The organism is Pedobacter sp. SAFR-022, from assembly GCF_051965375.1.
GTDB lineage: Bacteria > Bacteroidota > Bacteroidia > Sphingobacteriales > Sphingobacteriaceae > Pedobacter.
Genome location: NZ_JBQCME010000003.1, coordinates 159,075 through 176,302, shown reverse-complemented (window position 1 = coordinate 176,302; position 17,228 = coordinate 159,075). Strand labels below are relative to the sequence as shown.

The 17,228-nt window shown below is 39.1% G+C and carries 15 protein-coding genes, 1 tRNA gene and 1 pseudogene; 13 read left to right on the top strand and 4 right to left on the bottom strand.

Annotated features, from left to right (window positions below):
- Positions 1-4: 4 nt before the first annotated feature.
- Together ACTHQF_RS09170 and ACTHQF_RS09165 are read right to left on the bottom strand one after the other, a co-directional pair.
- Positions 5-823 carry a hypothetical protein gene (locus tag ACTHQF_RS09170; protein ID WP_440429846.1) on the bottom strand — a complete coding sequence of 273 codons (819 nt, stop codon included), beginning with the start codon at positions 821-823 and terminating at the stop codon, positions 5-7.
- Positions 817-4,632, bottom strand: coding sequence for a hypothetical protein (locus ACTHQF_RS09165; protein WP_440429845.1), 3,816 nt, complete (start codon positions 4,630-4,632; stop codon positions 817-819). Before ACTHQF_RS09165 ends, ACTHQF_RS09170 begins: the two co-directional genes overlap by 7 nt.
- A 482-nt stretch (positions 4,633-5,114) precedes the next feature.
- On the opposite strand from ACTHQF_RS09165, the gene ACTHQF_RS09160 reads away from it, so the two are divergent.
- The 10 genes and pseudogenes from ACTHQF_RS09160 (at position 5,115) to ACTHQF_RS09115 (ending at position 11,476) form a co-directional block, all read left to right on the top strand.
- Entirely contained in the window at positions 5,115-5,660 is a 546-nt protein-coding gene (locus tag ACTHQF_RS09160) for a hypothetical protein (protein WP_440429844.1), read from the top strand.
- 56 nt (positions 5,661-5,716) lie between these two features.
- Positions 5,717-5,860: a hypothetical protein gene (locus ACTHQF_RS09155; RefSeq protein WP_440429843.1), complete on the top strand. Its 144-nt coding sequence runs from the start codon at positions 5,717-5,719 to the stop codon at positions 5,858-5,860.
- Positions 5,857-6,330 carry a J domain-containing protein gene (locus ACTHQF_RS09150; RefSeq protein ID WP_440429842.1) on the top strand — a complete coding sequence of 158 codons (474 nt, stop codon included), beginning with the start codon at positions 5,857-5,859 and terminating at the stop codon, positions 6,328-6,330. Before ACTHQF_RS09155 ends, ACTHQF_RS09150 begins: the two co-directional genes overlap by 4 nt.
- 48 nt (positions 6,331-6,378) lie before the next feature.
- A pseudogene (locus tag ACTHQF_RS09145) lies at positions 6,379-6,813 on the top strand (DUF6908 domain-containing protein).
- Positions 6,814-6,952: 139 nt separating this feature from the next.
- Positions 6,953-7,804: a GNAT family N-acetyltransferase gene (locus ACTHQF_RS09140; protein ID WP_440429841.1), complete on the top strand. Its 852-nt coding sequence runs from the start codon at positions 6,953-6,955 to the stop codon at positions 7,802-7,804.
- A gap of 8 nt (positions 7,805-7,812) precedes the next feature.
- Positions 7,813-8,640 carry a hypothetical protein gene (locus tag ACTHQF_RS09135; protein WP_440429840.1) on the top strand — a complete coding sequence of 276 codons (828 nt, stop codon included), beginning with the start codon at positions 7,813-7,815 and terminating at the stop codon, positions 8,638-8,640.
- A gap of 3 nt (positions 8,641-8,643) precedes the next feature.
- Entirely contained in the window at positions 8,644-9,630 is a 987-nt protein-coding gene (locus ACTHQF_RS09130) for a hypothetical protein (RefSeq protein WP_440429839.1), read from the top strand.
- A gap of 8 nt (positions 9,631-9,638) precedes the next feature.
- The gene (locus tag ACTHQF_RS09125; protein WP_440429838.1) at positions 9,639-10,778 is read left to right on the top strand and encodes a hypothetical protein; all 1,140 of its coding nucleotides are present in this window, start codon (positions 9,639-9,641) and stop codon (positions 10,776-10,778) included.
- Between the two features lie 70 nt (positions 10,779-10,848).
- Positions 10,849-11,094, top strand: coding sequence for a hypothetical protein (locus tag ACTHQF_RS09120; RefSeq protein WP_440429837.1), 246 nt, complete (start codon positions 10,849-10,851; stop codon positions 11,092-11,094).
- 305 nt (positions 11,095-11,399) lie between these two features.
- A tRNA-His gene (locus tag ACTHQF_RS09115) sits at positions 11,400-11,476 on the top strand.
- 308 nt (positions 11,477-11,784) lie between these two features.
- Here ACTHQF_RS09115 and ACTHQF_RS09110 read toward each other — a convergent pair.
- Together ACTHQF_RS09110 and ACTHQF_RS09105 are read right to left on the bottom strand one after the other, a co-directional pair.
- The gene (locus tag ACTHQF_RS09110; RefSeq protein ID WP_440429836.1) at positions 11,785-13,215 is read right to left on the bottom strand and encodes a YfaP family protein; all 1,431 of its coding nucleotides are present in this window, start codon (positions 13,213-13,215) and stop codon (positions 11,785-11,787) included.
- Between the two features lie 87 nt (positions 13,216-13,302).
- On the bottom strand, positions 13,303-14,091 hold the full coding sequence (locus ACTHQF_RS09105; protein WP_440429835.1) for a DUF3575 domain-containing protein: 789 nt from the start codon (positions 14,089-14,091) through the stop codon (positions 13,303-13,305).
- A gap of 225 nt (positions 14,092-14,316) precedes the next feature.
- Between ACTHQF_RS09105 and ACTHQF_RS09100 the strand changes: the two genes are divergently transcribed.
- The 3 genes from ACTHQF_RS09100 to ACTHQF_RS09090 all read left to right on the top strand — a co-directional run bounded on the left by ACTHQF_RS09100 (position 14,317) and on the right by ACTHQF_RS09090 (position 16,944).
- Complete coding sequence (locus ACTHQF_RS09100) at positions 14,317-14,895, top strand: hypothetical protein (protein WP_440429834.1); 579 nt, start codon at positions 14,317-14,319, stop codon at positions 14,893-14,895.
- 610 nt (positions 14,896-15,505) lie between these two features.
- A complete protein-coding gene (locus tag ACTHQF_RS09095; RefSeq protein ID WP_440429833.1) occupies positions 15,506-16,270 on the top strand; it encodes a sensor histidine kinase in 765 nt (254 codons plus the stop codon).
- 29 nt (positions 16,271-16,299) lie between these two features.
- Positions 16,300-16,944 carry a response regulator gene (locus ACTHQF_RS09090; protein WP_440429832.1) on the top strand — a complete coding sequence of 215 codons (645 nt, stop codon included), beginning with the start codon at positions 16,300-16,302 and terminating at the stop codon, positions 16,942-16,944.
- Positions 16,945-17,228: the final 284 nt, after the last annotated feature.

Genomic DNA, 17,228 nt, shown 5'->3' with positions numbered 1-17,228 from the left:
TCTATTAAGCAGGGATAGATTTACGGTGATGAGTGCTGGATTCTTTCAAAGCCACGAAAAGCTCTCTGATAAAGTCCCTTGTATTGTTCAAAACGTGTTCAGTAAATTGATCAATAATTAGTTCTGGTGAGGTTTGGGAAAAAGCAGTTCCTTCCATCTTCTTTACAAAATATGAAAACCCATCTGTTTGAAGATTCAGGGTATATCCATGGATAAACCTGTTTCTCAGGTTGTTGATTTGCAAAAGATATCTTGTGAAGAAGGGATCAAAACTGACCATACACCTGTTCAGTTTATCGTTTTGCCGATAGCCTAAGTCTATCAGACGTTTCAAATAGGTTAGATAATCGTGCAATGGAGAACTTAAAGGCTGCTTAACATAGATCATTACTTTTTTAATAAAAATCTCTGCAAGCAACACCAGATTCTCGTATAATGAAGCTAACATTAAAATGAAATTTTGAAAATTAAGATCAATCATCTCTTTATATAATGATTTATCATCAACCTTGTAATAATATTTTAATGTCGAAGTTCCATCAATCAATGTACAATCCATTTCAAAGGGCAAAGAGGTGATGTTTCCTGCAAGTATATTATGATCGATGTCCTGAAAATATGTGTAGAAGAGTGTTTCGCACTTTCTGAATTTCGATTCAATTGCGTTTAGTAAATCGGTAATTGAATCGAGCCGTACAGAATACTTGTTATCAAAAGCAACATTCAGATTGGTAACTTTAGTTGCCGCAATTTTTCTGGTAAGGACGTTTAGCAGGGCATTTTTTTGTGCTGCAAAACTATGTAAGGTCTGGGTTTTTACCATGTTGAGTTGTCTCTGTCAATTGATCGATTTATTTCATTGTTTACCGATTTAAGCACATCCCGCAGGAACTGGTTTACCGGATAATATTCTGGCAGACCTTTGATATACGATTCAATTAAATCACGTAGATCTAGATCAACCTGGAATGGTTCATTTGCAGCGCCTGATTTCACGCCCATTGTGGTAATAGCAATATAGCATTGCGTTCGAAGCTTTTGATAAAGTTCCGGGTTGTTATTGTTACTCTCCTGTACCAAATCATATAGCTTGACCACTAAGTCCATCAGCGTAATATCTTTCACATGAAATATGCTTAATGTCTCTATAAGCCTCAATAGTTTTTCTCCATTGCTGTCCATATCTTGCAACTTTGTCTCATAGAAGGAGGACACCTCATTATTTAAGGCGTCTCCGGGTTGAAGATATTCCAGCAAATCTTTAGCATAATATAAATGGCCGCCAACGTTGTCCTCAATTAAATACCATTCGATGGCCTTAAAAAACATTTCCAATTTAATTTCAGGCCCACATTGATCAAAAAGATGGGAATGCCGCCCATCAGGAACAAATTCATACCCACTCAATGTCCTCCTGCTGATAACGATCTGTTTTTTAAACTGATACCTCCTCAATAAGTAATTAAAAACGTCGTCGGGTCCGTTTGTCTTTAATACAAGATTCAAACAACGTTCAATCTCATAGGTCAATGCAAAATGTACAGTATGATTGAGAATTAAATCCGCCATTTGCGCTTCCGTGACCAGTACATTATCACTTAGCCTGATAAAGAACATGCCAACTTCCCGCTGCCCCGCCCTTGCTAGAAAATCCCGGCAATAATCCATCGTAAGCGGATCTTTTACGACAAATAAACTTTGGAGCGCAGTGGCGAGCATGAAGTTGTTTTCCTTTTTCTTTTTGTTAAACACCTTCAAAATCACTTCTATGTCCTGATCGGTGAGTTCCGTTTCTCCGGGAACACGTTGACCATAAACCGCCAGCAAAATGTTATCTGCTTCGGGAGTTTTTAACTGTTGCAGTTTTTTTACCCATTCCCAGTAATAGGTATGATCATTATGCTTAAAATACATAGTGCTCAAAATCCTGTAACCGTAGAGGTTGTACAAAGCAAATGATCGCTCAAACATCTTATTGTTGAGTGCTTTGGCATAGTTTGGGTAATTATTTTCTAGCGCATTTTGAAAGGCCCAGTAATAATGAGGGGGATATTGTTGTGGTTCCAAAAAAGAGATAATACTTTCAGCCAATTCGTCCTCGTTAGCGATATTAACAAATTCAGCTGCCTTTCCTGCCACATAATTCTCTACATCGGGCATTTCTAAGATACTTGTTTCTGCTTTAGAGAATAGTTGGGAAATCCGCTCAGTCAAATTTTTGGGCTTGAGAGCAGAACGTACTACATCGACTAAGGAAGACATACTTTCCGGCATGCCCCACTTCTCAAACCAATATAACTTTTCAAGCACTTCTTTTTGGTCAATGATGCTGAAGTCAGCAGCCTTTTCATTCAAAAATCCGAGAACTTGCTTTATTTCGGTATCATTTCTGTAAACGGATTTATTTCTACTGGAGGCAAAAATACCTCTCGGCACATCTAGAATGCTTTTCAATATTTCACTTCTCAACCCATCTGCATTGGGCAAGCTGTAAATCTGGAACAAAAAATCTACAATAGACTTTCTTAGTTTTTTAACAGGGCCAGATGACGGCAAATAGTATGTTGTTATATTAAATGCATCTTGGTTGACCGCATTCCATTCAGATATCGTGAAATCTAAATTCAAAAGAGAGCTTACGCATAGTAGCGAAAACTCTAATTCCTTGTTTGTAAGCTTTTTCGCCCTTCGGTTAAGTTCAGAAAGGAGATATTGTTGCCGTGTCATGGCAAATGATTCGATAGCGTCTCTCTTTGAGAAGGAAAAAATATTCGCTAACTTTTTATTCGCTGTAACATTATACAATTTCATTGAATTTGAGACGACGAAATCTAGATTCACAGGGTACATATAAAGATTACTTAAAATACTGATTACTCTGTTTATCGGCTCGTCGCCCGACTGGTAATTATACTTTTCATTTTCGATGTAATCAGTGTAGATGACATGATTTTCATTCGCGATAGACTTCGTAAAGTAAGTAATGGCCTGTTTCGAAATCTCTTGCTGAATAAAACTAATGCTTAAAACGGTGCCTAAAATCTTCTTGATAACATCTATCGACTGCGCAGTCTCAATTAATGCCGTATAAATGGACAAGATTTCTCTTAGAACGTCATTTTGTTTGCTATTAATTTCATCAACACTACTCAAGTTAATTACGATATTATCAATATGGGCAGCAAAATCTGTGATGTATTTGATTACCTCGTTATAGTCTATTTCCGATAAAATAATATCACTATAATAATCAGGTTTGATGCTCTGTTCATACCGGCCGTTAACGAAACCTTTGTCTATAAGTAACTTTAGCGCGTCGCTAATGTTCTGTGGCTTGGTTTCATGCAGGTCAGCTATCTTGTTAATGATGTTGCTGTCATTAAAATTAAACGGCTCAATAAGCGAGACCGTCTGAAGAATACGCTGAACAGAAGAATGGTTGACCCCGGTTAATTTACTAACCGTCTGCACATAGCTGTTGAAGTAATTTTTTACATAACTTTTTAAGAAATCGTGCTCCTTAATTTCGCTTATTGGAATGTTTTCACGCATCGCATTGAGCATCGCAATAATCATTATAGGTTTCCCAAATGAAAGCTGAACTAATTCGTTAATAAAATGCAGGTAATGCTGACTGGTAATATAATGACGGAAGAGCACCTCTGTATCTGGTCGTGATAATTCGTCAAGTTTTATTTTCGGGAAGTTTGCAGCTTCGTATTCTTTTATTAATGTAAGGGAATTAAAGGCCTCAAGCGTCCTGGCCGTTAATATAATTTTCACACTACTGTTCAGACTTTCTGCCAATGCTTTCATATCTGCAATAACCTCTGAACTGTAATTGTGTGCATCATCGATTAAAATGACATAATTATATTTCGAGGTTAGCGCTTTTCTGATTTTATCAAAATCAACGTGCCTGTTTAATAAAACAAGCGGTATCCAATCATCCAATACATCGACACACTGCTTAAAAAATTCTAAAACCAAACGCGTTTTGCCAATCCCGGCCTCTCCGATAATCAATGCTATGGTTTGTTCTGACCCAAGAAATCCGGTTAATTTTTCTAAATCCGTTTTTCGTGAAATAAATAAATTTGAAAAAGATCCTGGTGATAATTCTTGCGCAAATAGGTTTTTGCTAAATACGTTACGATAATCTTGTATTTGGGCTGTCTTAAATCCTTCATTCAACCAGAGTGAAAGAATCGGATATTGAAGAAATAAATTGTAAAGTTTTGCGCCGTCCCAAACAAAACAGGTGCACGATTTTCCTAAAAGTTGCGCTTCGTTCTGAAATGTATCAATTAATGAGGTATGCTCTTGTGGCAGCAATTCCACATTAGTCAAAAGGACAAAAAAGTTCTCATCTCCGAGCTTCTCCGCTTCTTTTTTCATTTGAGACCTTAACGAACTAACCCCCTGGCTTCTGGCTACCTGATGGAATTTAAATTGAAATCTCCATTTACCAGACTGTTGCTGGTATGGTCCGGTATAAGAACCATCGATTCCACCATCTCTTCCCGGAGCAGAAAATGGCTGATATGACTTTCCTATTTCAAAAGTAAGTAGCGCACTACAGAAAAGTTCAAATTCATCAAAGCTATAATTAGCCCAGTTTATTGTATCCATGACAGGTGGTTGAAAACGAAAAATCATACTAATATAGATAATATCAAATCTTAATGGTTACTATTTTCCTATACAATAAACCGTCGTTACTTATAGGAACGATAAAAGTGAATTGGATTTGCCAGGCAGGACAGCCACTTTGCCTGTTCGCTCCGCTGCACAGCCTTCAGCCGCTGTTAACCTGCAATACAGCACTGCCGTTGGCAGAGCTGCCTTCCTGGTCTCTAGTAAGATTTTTTTGAGATGGATAAAGAGTGATTTCCAAGCTTTTTGAGCACAAATTTCTGATGGGACGTGGCTTCCAGCCAAGGCCAGGCCCTTCGGGTTTGCTCGAAAAAAATCCCCACCCTACGGGTAGTATTTTTTTCGGCAAAGCCTTGTCTGCAATCCCCGCCCAATCAGGTGAGGGTGACTATCAAAAAGCCAGGAAAGGCTCCGGCGGAAAGGTAGTACGCCGGTTTAAACTTTTAATTTTTAAAAAAATGGAAACGAAAGCAAAAAACAACGGACAAGCAAATGTCAACACCGTTAAAGCCGACAAAACCCCAAAATTCGTTGCGGGCAACCCTGTAAACGCTGTATCTAAAGCAGACGAACACAAGCCACAGGAACAGCCGAAAGCCGAGGAAACAAAACCACAGGCAGAAACGCCAAAAGCGGAAGAGCAACCACAGGCCGAGCCGACCAAAAAGGAAATCAAAGCAAATTTAGCGGAAGAAAAACCCGCAATGAATTTAGAGCAGACCTTAAAATTGGTGGCTGAACTGGCGAAAAAAACAGCATTAAGGGATAAGTACAAAGAGTACATCGACAAACTTACAGGGTTCGAGCAGGAGCAAAAAGAGAACATTGACGAACTGGAAGATGAAACCGCCTTTCAGCAATGTGAACTGGTGATTACCGATACCAAGGGTAACAGGTTTACCACAAAAAGCCCGTCAGTAATCAAAGGTACAGTAGCTTTTATCAGCGGACGTTTTGCAGAAAGACTGGCCGAGGTTGAAGCGGGTATTGTATTGCCTGCTTAAACCATCAACGCCCCTGCCAATCGGCAGGGGCTATTTATCATTTAAAAATCAACATCATGGAACAGGCATTTTTAGAACACCTCGACCAACTCTATTTTGAGGGATACGGCGAGCAGTTCAGGGAAGACAACCCAGAAAGTTTTTACAGGCAGTTAGCGGAGTTTTCGGAAATCCACGGCACAAAAAAAATACGCTTATGAAATGGTTTAATGAGTGCAAATCGCTTGACGAGGTTAAGGCGACCTACAAAAAGTTGGCTAAACAGTTTCACCCCGACCTGGGCGGCGATACAGTTACCATGCAGGAAATCAACAAGGAATATGCTTTTGCCAGCGCCAAAGCGATTAAGGGCGCTAACCTGTCCGAAGAAGAAACCGAACACGAAATATTATCGTCGGAAGCTTACCGCAAGGCAATAGAAGCCATTATCTATTTAGACGGGATCGCTATTGAACTGGTTGGCTGGTGGATTTGGGTAACGGGTTTGACCCGACCAGTTAAAGACACGCTAAAAAAAGCAGGGTTTTTCTTTGCCTCTAAAAAACTGGCTTGGTACTTCCGCACGGCTGAGTATAAAGTAAATAAAGGCGGTAAAAAATCACTTGACGAGATACGAGCTAAATATGGCAGCGAGGTATTAAATAGCAACAAACCCAACCGCCAATTTTGAAAAACTAACCTAGACGGAGGCGCAGCCGTGTAAAGGGCGCATTTTGATATGAAAACGTTAAATATAGATACTACGAAAATATTCTGTTTGCTCATTGATAAGATGAACGGTAAACAGCACCTTAAAATTGAAATTGAGCCTTTTATGCCGTTGACCATTGAGCATATCGGCGATGCCTACGGCGGAGAAGCAAAACTTTACAGTTTTTGCCATTATTACGTACAACTCGGCGACCTGATGGCAGACCCCTAAGTATGTTTTATCGTGGTGGATCACAGGGGTGACCATACCGAAGCTTACGAGGAGGTACAAGTAACACCTTATTCATTCAAACAGGCAAACATGGGCATTGATGAGGAAAGCTTCATTTTTAATGAAAATGGTGTTACTATCAAATGTGACGATGAAATGCAGTACGAACACGCTGAATTTGCCGAGATATGGTTAACAAACATTCGGCAACAAGGATTTTTAAATGGTTAGCAAAGTACACTAACATACCCACCAATATTGTATGCCCTGTAAGGTGTCCCCAAAATCCCGGGCGGCCCCTTACGGGGCATAAGCGTTTTTAAAAGTGGTCTTGATTTTCTTTTGTACATTTAATCAAATGTTATGAAATATGTTTAAGGTCGTTGAATACCCGAAGGTTCAAGATTTCTTTAATGAAAATAAAAAGGTCATTTACAAAAATAGACTGGCGCACTACCATTTGATCCAATATTTCGACGAATTAAACGCAGGAAGACAATCCGTTTACGAAGCTTACAATATTATAGACGATGATGGTGGAAATGTAATTGCAGTTTGGGGCGATTCCATTTATTACCTGTATTCACTGAAATGGTCAGACACTGTAATAGACGGTTTATTGAGCAAAATAAATGTGGGCAAATACACCAAGCGATTTTCTTTTTGTGGTACAAGCCAACTTCTGCTTGATTTATTTAATAAAAGTGGTGTAGAGTTTCAAATTTTTAAAGAGCGGGTATTATATGAATGTGAAAGAGTCGAGCTTTTAACCAAGCAATGTGAAGGGGCAGCATTTTTTAGTACAATTGATGATTTGGAGACTGTAGCAGAAATGACCTACAAATATGGGATTGAAGAGTGGGGCGAACGCGAAGGAAGAGATTTAGATTATGCCAGGCAACTTTCCTATCAATCAATATTGCAGGAAACCAGTTGCCATTGGGAATCAGAGGGTAAAATTACAACCATAGCAAGTGTATTAGATTCAAAAACAGAATTACCAATCATAGGTAGTCTATACACCAATCCCGATGCTCGTGGAAAAGGCTATGCGAAGTGCTTGGTGTATGAAATTACAAGACAAATCACAACAGATGGTGAAGGGCGATGCGGAATCGTCTCGGATGCGAGCGATCCAATTACAAACGGAATGTTCTCAGAAATCGGGTTCAAAGAAATTAGCCGATATATTGCTGTTCATACAACGCGTGAAACAATTTAAATTAAGAAATGAGGAAGCCAACAGACGAATGTTTATTATGCAGGATTAATGCTGCAACCAAGACCAATTCACATATTTTACCAAGGTTCATATCAACAGGGTTCTTAGGTGCAAAAGGTACTCCTAGAAAAGGATTTCTTCTGAATGGGAAAAACGAACTGTCCGTCAAACCCAAAACCGTGCAAGATTCACCGAAAGAAGATTATATTCTTTGTGATGAATGCGAAGCCTACTTTAGCCTACTTGAAACTGCTTCTGCGCCCTCGCTTAAATTTTGGCAGGCAAAAGTTATGAAAGGTGAATTAAAAATAGTTCCTATCCATCCACATTTAAAATTAGTACATCTTAACTCACCAGACCCTTTGATCATCCGATTGTTGGTTTATTCCATGTTTTGGAGAGCTGACATCTCATCGTTGGAATCATTTGAGGATTATAAGCTTGATCCAGATTTAGCTGAATCATTAAGAAGTAATTTGCTGGAATTTAAGGCTTTGACCAATGCAGATTTGCAAGCCCATATGAAAGCAAAGCAAGTTACAATCCATCCCTATGCCACTATGACCGCAGGGGCATTTAAGGATGAAACCAAGAATGTCCTGGCGGCTATTAATCCTGGCAACCCAGCTTCATTACTCGTTGACAAATTTGGCTTTTACATTTTCAAAGCTGAAAAAGATATTGCTGGTAACTTTATGGCAGATTTCACTAACGTGAAAGTTAGCGACAATCAAATCATGGTCGTAAGCGAACAAATATGGTATGATGTTATGGTGAAGCGTCCATTGGAGATGGCTGCTGAACAAGCAAAGAAAAACCTAGCAAATCCGAAATAGGTTATGGCCGAACAACGACTATTTAATGTATTACAATTAGCTTATACCCCTTTAAGCAATTACGATTTTGTAATGGTCAAAGACGATGCGATTATCCAGCAGTTCATCAACTCGGGAAAGCTGTATATTATTGCCCAGCGCCCGGTATTGACCTTTGAAAATTTCTGTATAGACAATGAGGACATTGAGAACCCAGTCTTGAAATTTGAAGTCCATCAAAAGGGCACAAGCGAAATACTTGAATGTGAGTTCCCATTATTTCAGGATGAGTTTAACGTACCTTTTGGTAGCCGGTGCGATATTGCGATTAACTATACCTACCCGAAATCAGAAGTTGTCTTCCAGCACCCTATGCCATTCACGTCTATGGCGAATTTCGTGGTTAAAACCGGAGAAGGTTATTACTGGATTTCCCCGGAGAAACTCATTTATCATTATTTGAGGGATGCTTTGGACATCAGGATAAAGGGCGATTTTACCCAATTCCTGAAATATAAGGTTCATTATATTGGTAAGGCAACAGAACAGGATATCATAAAAAGGCTGACTGGCCATTCTCATCTACAAGATATATTGTCGGTCGAAAGGCCATTCCATTACGGAACCCTGCCTACAGAAGAAATTGCGATTCTATTCCTGTCATTCAAGGACAATATTTTCATGAACACTTTCTCGCCGGACGATGATGAAATGGATATTGCGGTTAAAATGCTCATGGGTGAAAAGCCTATAGAGGATAACGTAATCTATTTAGACGCAGAAAAGGCACTTATTAACGCTTTAAAGCCGAAACATAACAGGCTTTTATATAATAATTATCCGGAAAGCAAAGATGGCCTGCACCCGCACCATTTGGAATTTTATACCTTCAATTTTTCTGACCCTGTTACCCTGATTTATGATAATGGAGAAATAGTGGGTTGTAAAGACTCTTTGATTGTTGAAAAAGGAAAGACCTTACGAGTGCGGAAAGGTGGCAATTCAAAATAACGTTCATTATGCAAAAACATATTTTCCGATGGTTTTTACCAACGTCGATGAGAAGCAGAACTTCAAAGTTAGAGTTCGATATTATCAATGACTGTAAGATTTTTTTAAGCCAACCTGATTATTACGAAAAGAAGGTCAAGTTTGACACACAGCATAGCTATGATCAAACATTTGCATCGCTAATTGAACGTATCTCAATTGTAATCCATCCGTTTACGTCGGCTCCAATGAGCAATACGCATGAAGCCAATGCGCTTGTGATACAGGAAATTGGGCCGTTCAAAGATTTTGAACATATCATTCACAGAGGAAACTTAAGGCTTGCCAAAGGACTGGCGGTGATCACAGTTGAGTTTCAAGGTAATTATTCTTATACAGAGAATCTCAAAACTTCGGAAGAAACAGACATCGAAAAAATGATGAACTGGGACATGGATTTTGAAGATATGAGACGTAAAATGATTTCACTAGTCAGCGATATTTGTTCTTTTTTCCTGCTAGGGCTTCACATTACGTACCCTACGCATAATAACTCGCACGAGTCTTTCAAACCTCAATCGAGCGGATTATTATCGTTTTCCGGCAATGGCGAATACATTATGGACGAACACTCCGATATTTTTTCCTATCCTTTATTGATCGAAGAAGATAGGCTGCCGGCGTTAACAACCGTTTTGCCTCAAATCGCCAAAGTCTGGCATAAAAATATCTGGTCTTTTTACCGGTTTCTGAAGGGCGTTCGTTCAGATTATATTACAATTGATAATTTTCTTGACCTGATGTTTACCCTGGAGAGTTTCTATGATAATAATACCTCTACAGAAATCATGAAATTGGTATCGTCGGTTATTGTTGCAGAAAGCAAGGCCGATGCAAAAAAAATCCAGGAATTGTTGACTTATTGTTTCAGAATCAGGAATGAAGTGGCGCATGGCGGAACTAATTATAGATTATATGATTATGTACCCAAAAAGCAAAATGAGCTGCAAGACAAGCTTCTGATCATTAAGCTTTACTGGGGGCTCAAAAATTTAAATATTCAACTGATCTACTACGGAATACTTAAAATTTTAAATAATAAAAACCCGATCCCCGCATCGTCCATCCGATTCGGTATTTCCGATATCAGTGATAAGTGTTTTATATAATACTTAGTAGAGATTATAGTAATAAAAAATTACATAGTAAAGAACTTGGTTAATCCTTAATTTTGTAGCTATGAAACACCAAAGTTTAATATCCTCGGATGCAACTGCTGATGAAGGAAAAAAGTACGTTATTATAGAAAACCATGAGTTTAACATTGGTGAAGCTACTTTTCTAAATAAAGACGGTAATGAATTTGTCTTTGAAATTCACCTGTCAGGGAACAGGAAACCAGAAAATTATGAGTATATGTATGACGTTGATAACAACACTCAGGAGCTAATCGGTCTTCGTGCTAAAATTGCCGTTAAAGAATAATCCCCAGTCGAGATTAAACTCTCTACTAGGGATTAAATTGATTGAAATAAATGCATGCGAAAAAAACGCACTAAGATGCTAAACTTGAAGCTGGAAGTTGTGGGTCGATCTCCATCATTTTCCCTCTTATATTCGCTAGGCGCGTCAAATCGTACATAAAATCCGTAGACAACAGTAGGTCTTTCCACCCTATGGCTGAAATTTAATTGTTTGATGTTGATAGGGTTATCAGAAAGTTAAGGTAGAAAGTTTAAATAAATTTGCTTCGAATATTATTAATCGTACTTTTGTCATCGTAAAACATGGTGGTTTTAGCTCAGTTGGTTAGAGCATCGGTTTGTGGTACCGAGGGTCGTGGGTTCGAGCCCCATATTCCACCCCAGTTTTTGAAAGCAGTCCAGATGGGCTGCTTTTTTTTTTGCAGTTATTCATAGGCATACATTGGACTGATCGCAATTTTGTAATTACTCTTCTTCTATGATAAATGTGTCGATAATAGTGTTTGTATTTTCTAAACATTAATCTGGCTCAAAGTTTTAGAACTCTTCTTTTCTGGATGGCCTTGGGAATAGCTAAAAAGACTTAAAATACTATCTCAACGATCATACATTGAGTAATAATGATCATTGAGACAGTTCTTATAATTTTTGCAGCTGTAAGCTTAAGGAATAAAAATCTTATAAGCCCAGACTAATTGAATGTAAGCTGATTGCCACGTTTGGTGAATGACGTAACAGGAACGGCATTCCGAATATCAAAGCTTAAGCTTCCAGTAAAGTTCCTTGAAACACCTAATCCATTGATCACTTTGATTGTGTAATTGGTAGCTGGGCCAGTTGAAGGTCCATAGTAAACCACATGAACTTTATAGGTGCCGTCTGGAATATCACTGATCCAATAGATGTTCTCTGGTCCAAAGCCGTCTGTGTCGTCCCGATCAAGATACCCACCAGATGCGGAATTTGGATGGCTAAAGAATATTTCTTCACCACTTGGATCTGTTACATGCAAGTCAATATCAGTCTGGTCGGTATCCCAGCTCAATCCAACCTGAATTACGCCATTTGAATCACTTAAATCATCCAGATCATCAACGGTTGCATTAGAGGTCGCTAACAATGATGTGAACCAATCTCTGAATGATCCAATATCAGGAATAGCCGACCTGATGGAATTGAAATGCCTTTCGCCAAGATTGGATAGACCTTCGAAATTGACAAAACTTTGTACAGTATAGTCATTATCATCGCCCTGGAAGTCGAATAAATCACTGCTTCGCTGCTGTTCATCGAGCCGGGCCACTTCGTTAAACAATTGCGCATTGACGTACCGGTCCAGCACGTCGGCTAATTTGCAAACAAGCCCACGATCTGCGGTATTCAGGAGCGAACTTACTCTACATGATGCTTTTATGCCTTGCTCCTTTAACTTTTTTAATTCGGCCATAAAATCATTGATATCGACGTCAACGGACGTATCATCATCTGTGCTGCTGAACCTTTCAAATGCCAGTACCGGACTTGGAAAGGACTTCGGAGAAAAAGCAGATTTTTCGCTCGAACGCACAGCAGTTCCAGCGCCTCTAGAAGATCGTATCGACGATGTTGTATTTGGGGCTGATGCGTTAACGGTGTTGTCGAATAAAACCCGGACTTCATTGTTTACATCTACATCTGCTTCATAAACCAGCGTACCAAGCCTGTTAGTCCAATCATACTTGTAGTACCTAAGTATTACCGTGCCGCCGTCTTTATGTTCCATCCAGTAGAGCTCAGGCAGCTTTTCTTTTGTATCGGTATTTACAGCATAAAAGAACTCCGGTTGATTTAGACCATTCAATAGACTAACCCATTCCGTTTTACTATCAGCATCTGAAATATAGATTTGGTTAATCTTTTTATAACGGCCGTTCTCGTTTGAACCGAGTGCTGTAAACTGCACCTTATTATTCTTGATTGTAAACTGTGGCACATCGGTTTCCGTTGTAACAGATGGTTTATAGTAGTTTACCGCTAAAGTATCATTTACAACAGGTTCTTCCGGAACGCCTGGTGTTTTGCCATCTTTTTTACAGCCACATAGCATGCTAAGGGCTAGTAGTAAAATCAATATATTTTTCATGATTGTATTTTTTGAGAAGGAAAGATTTTTAATAGTTGAATAATATTCTAGGATTGTGTGAGAAGCTCAAGACTGCTATTATGGGAATTAAAATGTAAATCCGAGATTGAACCCTAGCCCGCGGACCCCGAGAAAAGGGGCAGAAGGTTTACCTTTGACACCATTTGTCTGAACATCTACTTCTACCAGACTTTTATCGCCAATGGAAAGGTCGCTCTCTAGATCATCTTTCAAGTTTGCGCGTTCCTCGTTGGTCATTGAACTTAAATCTGTAGCACCATTAATCGTCCCTTTCAAAGAACCGCAGTGGGCACCGATGATGTACCAGTCGAAGTTCAGCCTTTTAGCAATTCGCCATTGCGCACCGAACATGATGCCGCCCCCGAAACCTTTTACCTCACTTCGAAGCGGAATATTATAGGTTCTGGAATTGGTTGAATAGTCATAATCATAATCAAGATTGAACTTGGCGTATCTGGCATATAGGGCTGTATAAAGCCCTACATTGCCATCGCGTTTACCTTTATAGAATCTTATTTCCCCGGTGTAGGTTTTATTGGAAGCAGAAATGCTGTTTAAATCATCAGCAATATCACTATCATCGATTTTATCCAAAACTTTGCTCACTGCTGAAAGTTCCCCCAAATTAGACGTCGGCATAAAGCGATACCCACCAACCACCGTGATTTTTCGTGCTATCGAACGTTCATAGGTGAAATTGTAATTCTTTAGTGCTAGCGACGAAAGGTTGATTTTGATAGAGTTCTTCGGATAAGCTCCAGGTTCATTTTGAGCCCTTACGGATAAGGTAAGTGACATTAAAAAACTGGCAAGGACAACCATTGGAGGCCGGGCCGATAATCGTTTTGTTTTCATAATTGATGGTTTAGTGAATCATGCATTTGATTCAGACCAAAATTACCTTGGAGTAAGGGGAGCCATGGGGGTCTAACAACGGAATCTTGAATCAGTGTTTTGACGGTGGTCGTGCCGTTAAAACACTGATTTTTAACTTTTTATACATATAATTTTCTGTGTAGTCGCAATTATGTCTGGTGGGTTGATTATCTTTAATAACAACCAACCATTAAACAAAAAAATATGAAAACAAAGCCAAAAAATTGGACAGCTTTAGTACTGTTCTTAGCCAGCTGTATTTTCTTCAGTTGCACAAGCAAAGACGATCAACAAGACCTTGCTCTTGCGACGACTGATTCTATTCTCCAGGCCGATTCAATCAAGTGGCATAGACTCTTTGAAGGAGGTGATAAGTTGACGAAAGATTTTCTAAGTCGTCCAGTAGATACGTTATTCGCAAGGTTATGTATGAACGGTTTCCAAAGACTATATCGTAAACCTACAAACGCTGACTTAAAGGTTCTAGAAAAAGCGTACACATGGGCTGTATCGTTTGAGGGTGACTCTTTAACAAACTGGCTTTACAATGTGAGGGCTTTAGATCAAGGTGCAGAAATTCGGGTCTGTTTTGGTGTCTACACGAAAGAAGCTATGGACCATCCAACGGCAAGAACCCATTTGAACAACGCTCAGCGAGATAGCTTAATAGCAAAGCCAAGACTAACCGTAATACTTAGAGCTTATAAAAACAATAAGCCAGCATTGTTTCCAAATACAGCTAAGCCTTTACCGGCCTACAATCTTGGCAGCCTTAAACCATGATCCTAGAAATGATCCATATCTGTTTCGAATTCTTAAGCCTTGCGATAGCTTTAATTAGCTATCCAAGGCTTAAGAATAGTTTTATGGTTTATTTTATTCCTTTTTTAGTGATTCTGATCTTGGGCGAAATCTTTGCCTGGTATGCAAGCAATACGGTTTTGCTTTACTCCATTCTAAATCCACTAACACATTGCTTTTATACCTTCATATTTTATAACTACACAACCAGCAAAAAGCAACGAAGAGTATTCATTTGCTTAGCAACAATCTACTGTTTGATTTGCATCCTTGGGCACTTCAACGACGATGCTGAATATTCTTATTTTTATTACCTGATTGCATCGGGAGGATTGATGCAGGTTTATTTCTCTTGTACCTTTTTTTATCAATATATTACATCGAGTGATGTAGTGCAAATGAAGGCTTGGGATAGCGGCTTATGGATGGCTTCCGGCTTACTCATTTTCTATAGTGCGGTGTCGATCTGCTTTTCCCTTCATGGCTATATTAAAGAGAACGAATTAAGAATTTTAAACTTATACCTGTATCATATCATACCAAGAATTTTAAGCCCAATTCTTTACTCCTGCTTGTGTGTGTCATTTCTACTATGGAAAAATCCCAAAGAGATATCGTTGTAGCCATTGTGCTTGCAATCTTGATCATTGTGGTACTTGTTGTATTTGCTTTATTAATCTTTCTAACTTTTATAAAAAGGAAACGGTTATTGGAACGAGAGCAGGAACTGATGAAAATACAGTTTGCCGAGGAACTGTTAAAGTCACAACTAGAAATACAGGAACAAACGTTACGAAACATCAGTCATGAAATACACGATAACATTGGTCAAATCTTAAGTTTAGTTGCCCTTAATTTAAACCTCTTGAAATCCCCCGATGTAGATCGGCTTAATTCAACAACAAACCTAGTTGAGAAGGCCATCAACGATCTGAGGACGCTAAGTAAAATCCTGAATCCGGAACAAATATTAAAGGTCGGGTTAAAGGAAGCTTTAGAAGTTGAACTTCAGCATTTGGAGAAGTCAGGAAAGTTTAGTGTAGATATGCAGGTCGATGCTGGATTTCGAGAGCCAAATGCGGAAAAAACAATAATCCTCTATAGAATGGCGCAGGAAGTACTAAACAATATTATTAAGCATGCTGAGGCAAATCATGTATATGTTCAATTGTCGAAAAATGAGGATTGTTTTACCATCGTAATCGGTGACAATGGAAAGGGATTTGACACCTGCGTAAATCACACAAGTGGAATTGGCCATCAGAACCTACATAAACGTGCATCTATGATCAATACTGAAGTTAAAGTCATAAGTAGCCCTGGTAGTGGCACCGAAATCGCTTTCAAACTATTTTAAATTGTTCAATTGTTTCTAAATTCAGCAACATGTACACCATTGCCTTAGTTGATGACCATATCTTGGTTCGGGAAGGATTAGCATCACTAATCAACTCCTTTCCGAATTACAAAGTGCTTTTCGAGTCAGACAATGGCAAGCAGTTAATTGATAATCTAAATAAAGAGGGATTACCAGACATCATTCTGATGGACATAACAATGCCTGAAATGGATGGTTACAGTACTGCAAACTGGCTTAAAATTCACCATCCAGACCTTAAGGTTATCGCACTGACTGTAATGGATGATGAACTTGCTATAATTCGAATGCTGAAATGTGGTGCAAAGGGTTACTTGTTAAAAAACTGTCGACCCGAGGAATTGAAGCAGGCGCTCAATGCTGTTATTACGAAGGGATACTATTTCAATGATATGGTTAGTAGTAGGTTGATAAGTTCCATTAACAAAATGGGAGACCTTCAGTATGGCCAAAAGATTAAAGGTGATCTAAGTGAACGCGAACGGCAATTCTTACGCCACTTGTGCACTGATCGAACATATAAAGAGATTGCGGACATCATGTGTGTCAGCCCAAGAACCGTTGATAGTTACCGGGACAATCTACTGGAAAAGTTGAATGCCAAGAGCAGGATAGGCCTTGTATTGTACGCTATTAAACATAATTTGATGTGAATGCTTGGAGCACCGCTTTGTGGAGGAGCCGCAAAACACTAAATGAGATATAGTAAGTTGAGCCCACCGGTAACAAGTGTTCGCCTGGTACCAAGGTGATATATAATGCTCCTCGCTGAGCCCCACTGTGTAAATCCAAATTCTAAAACCTAGAAAAGTAAATGGGCGAAGGATGATTGGACCAATGTTCAAATGACAAAAAAGGATTTTCTTCATCCGGCTACAAATGTCCCCGATTGAGCAACATTCGCGAGGCATGGTTTATCGAAGTTTGTGGTGTAACA

Coding starts and splice junctions, on each gene's coding strand:
- ACTHQF_RS09170 (WP_440429846.1), bottom strand. CDS start 823: ATGGTAAAAACCCAGACCTTACATAGTTTTGCAGCACAAAAAAATGCC.
- ACTHQF_RS09165 (WP_440429845.1), bottom strand. CDS start 4,632: ATGGATACAATAAACTGGGCTAATTATAGCTTTGATGAATTTGAACTT.
- ACTHQF_RS09160 (WP_440429844.1), top strand. CDS start 5,115: ATGGAAACGAAAGCAAAAAACAACGGACAAGCAAATGTCAACACCGTT.
- ACTHQF_RS09155 (WP_440429843.1), top strand. CDS start 5,717: ATGGAACAGGCATTTTTAGAACACCTCGACCAACTCTATTTTGAGGGA.
- ACTHQF_RS09150 (WP_440429842.1), top strand. CDS start 5,857: ATGAAATGGTTTAATGAGTGCAAATCGCTTGACGAGGTTAAGGCGACC.
- ACTHQF_RS09140 (WP_440429841.1), top strand. CDS start 6,953: ATGTTTAAGGTCGTTGAATACCCGAAGGTTCAAGATTTCTTTAATGAA.
- ACTHQF_RS09135 (WP_440429840.1), top strand. CDS start 7,813: ATGAGGAAGCCAACAGACGAATGTTTATTATGCAGGATTAATGCTGCA.
- ACTHQF_RS09130 (WP_440429839.1), top strand. CDS start 8,644: ATGGCCGAACAACGACTATTTAATGTATTACAATTAGCTTATACCCCT.
- ACTHQF_RS09125 (WP_440429838.1), top strand. CDS start 9,639: ATGCAAAAACATATTTTCCGATGGTTTTTACCAACGTCGATGAGAAGC.
- ACTHQF_RS09120 (WP_440429837.1), top strand. CDS start 10,849: ATGAAACACCAAAGTTTAATATCCTCGGATGCAACTGCTGATGAAGGA.
- ACTHQF_RS09110 (WP_440429836.1), bottom strand. CDS start 13,215: ATGAAAAATATATTGATTTTACTACTAGCCCTTAGCATGCTATGTGGC.
- ACTHQF_RS09105 (WP_440429835.1), bottom strand. CDS start 14,091: ATGAAAACAAAACGATTATCGGCCCGGCCTCCAATGGTTGTCCTTGCC.
- ACTHQF_RS09100 (WP_440429834.1), top strand. CDS start 14,317: ATGAAAACAAAGCCAAAAAATTGGACAGCTTTAGTACTGTTCTTAGCC.
- ACTHQF_RS09095 (WP_440429833.1), top strand. CDS start 15,506: ATGGAAAAATCCCAAAGAGATATCGTTGTAGCCATTGTGCTTGCAATC.
- ACTHQF_RS09090 (WP_440429832.1), top strand. CDS start 16,300: ATGTACACCATTGCCTTAGTTGATGACCATATCTTGGTTCGGGAAGGA.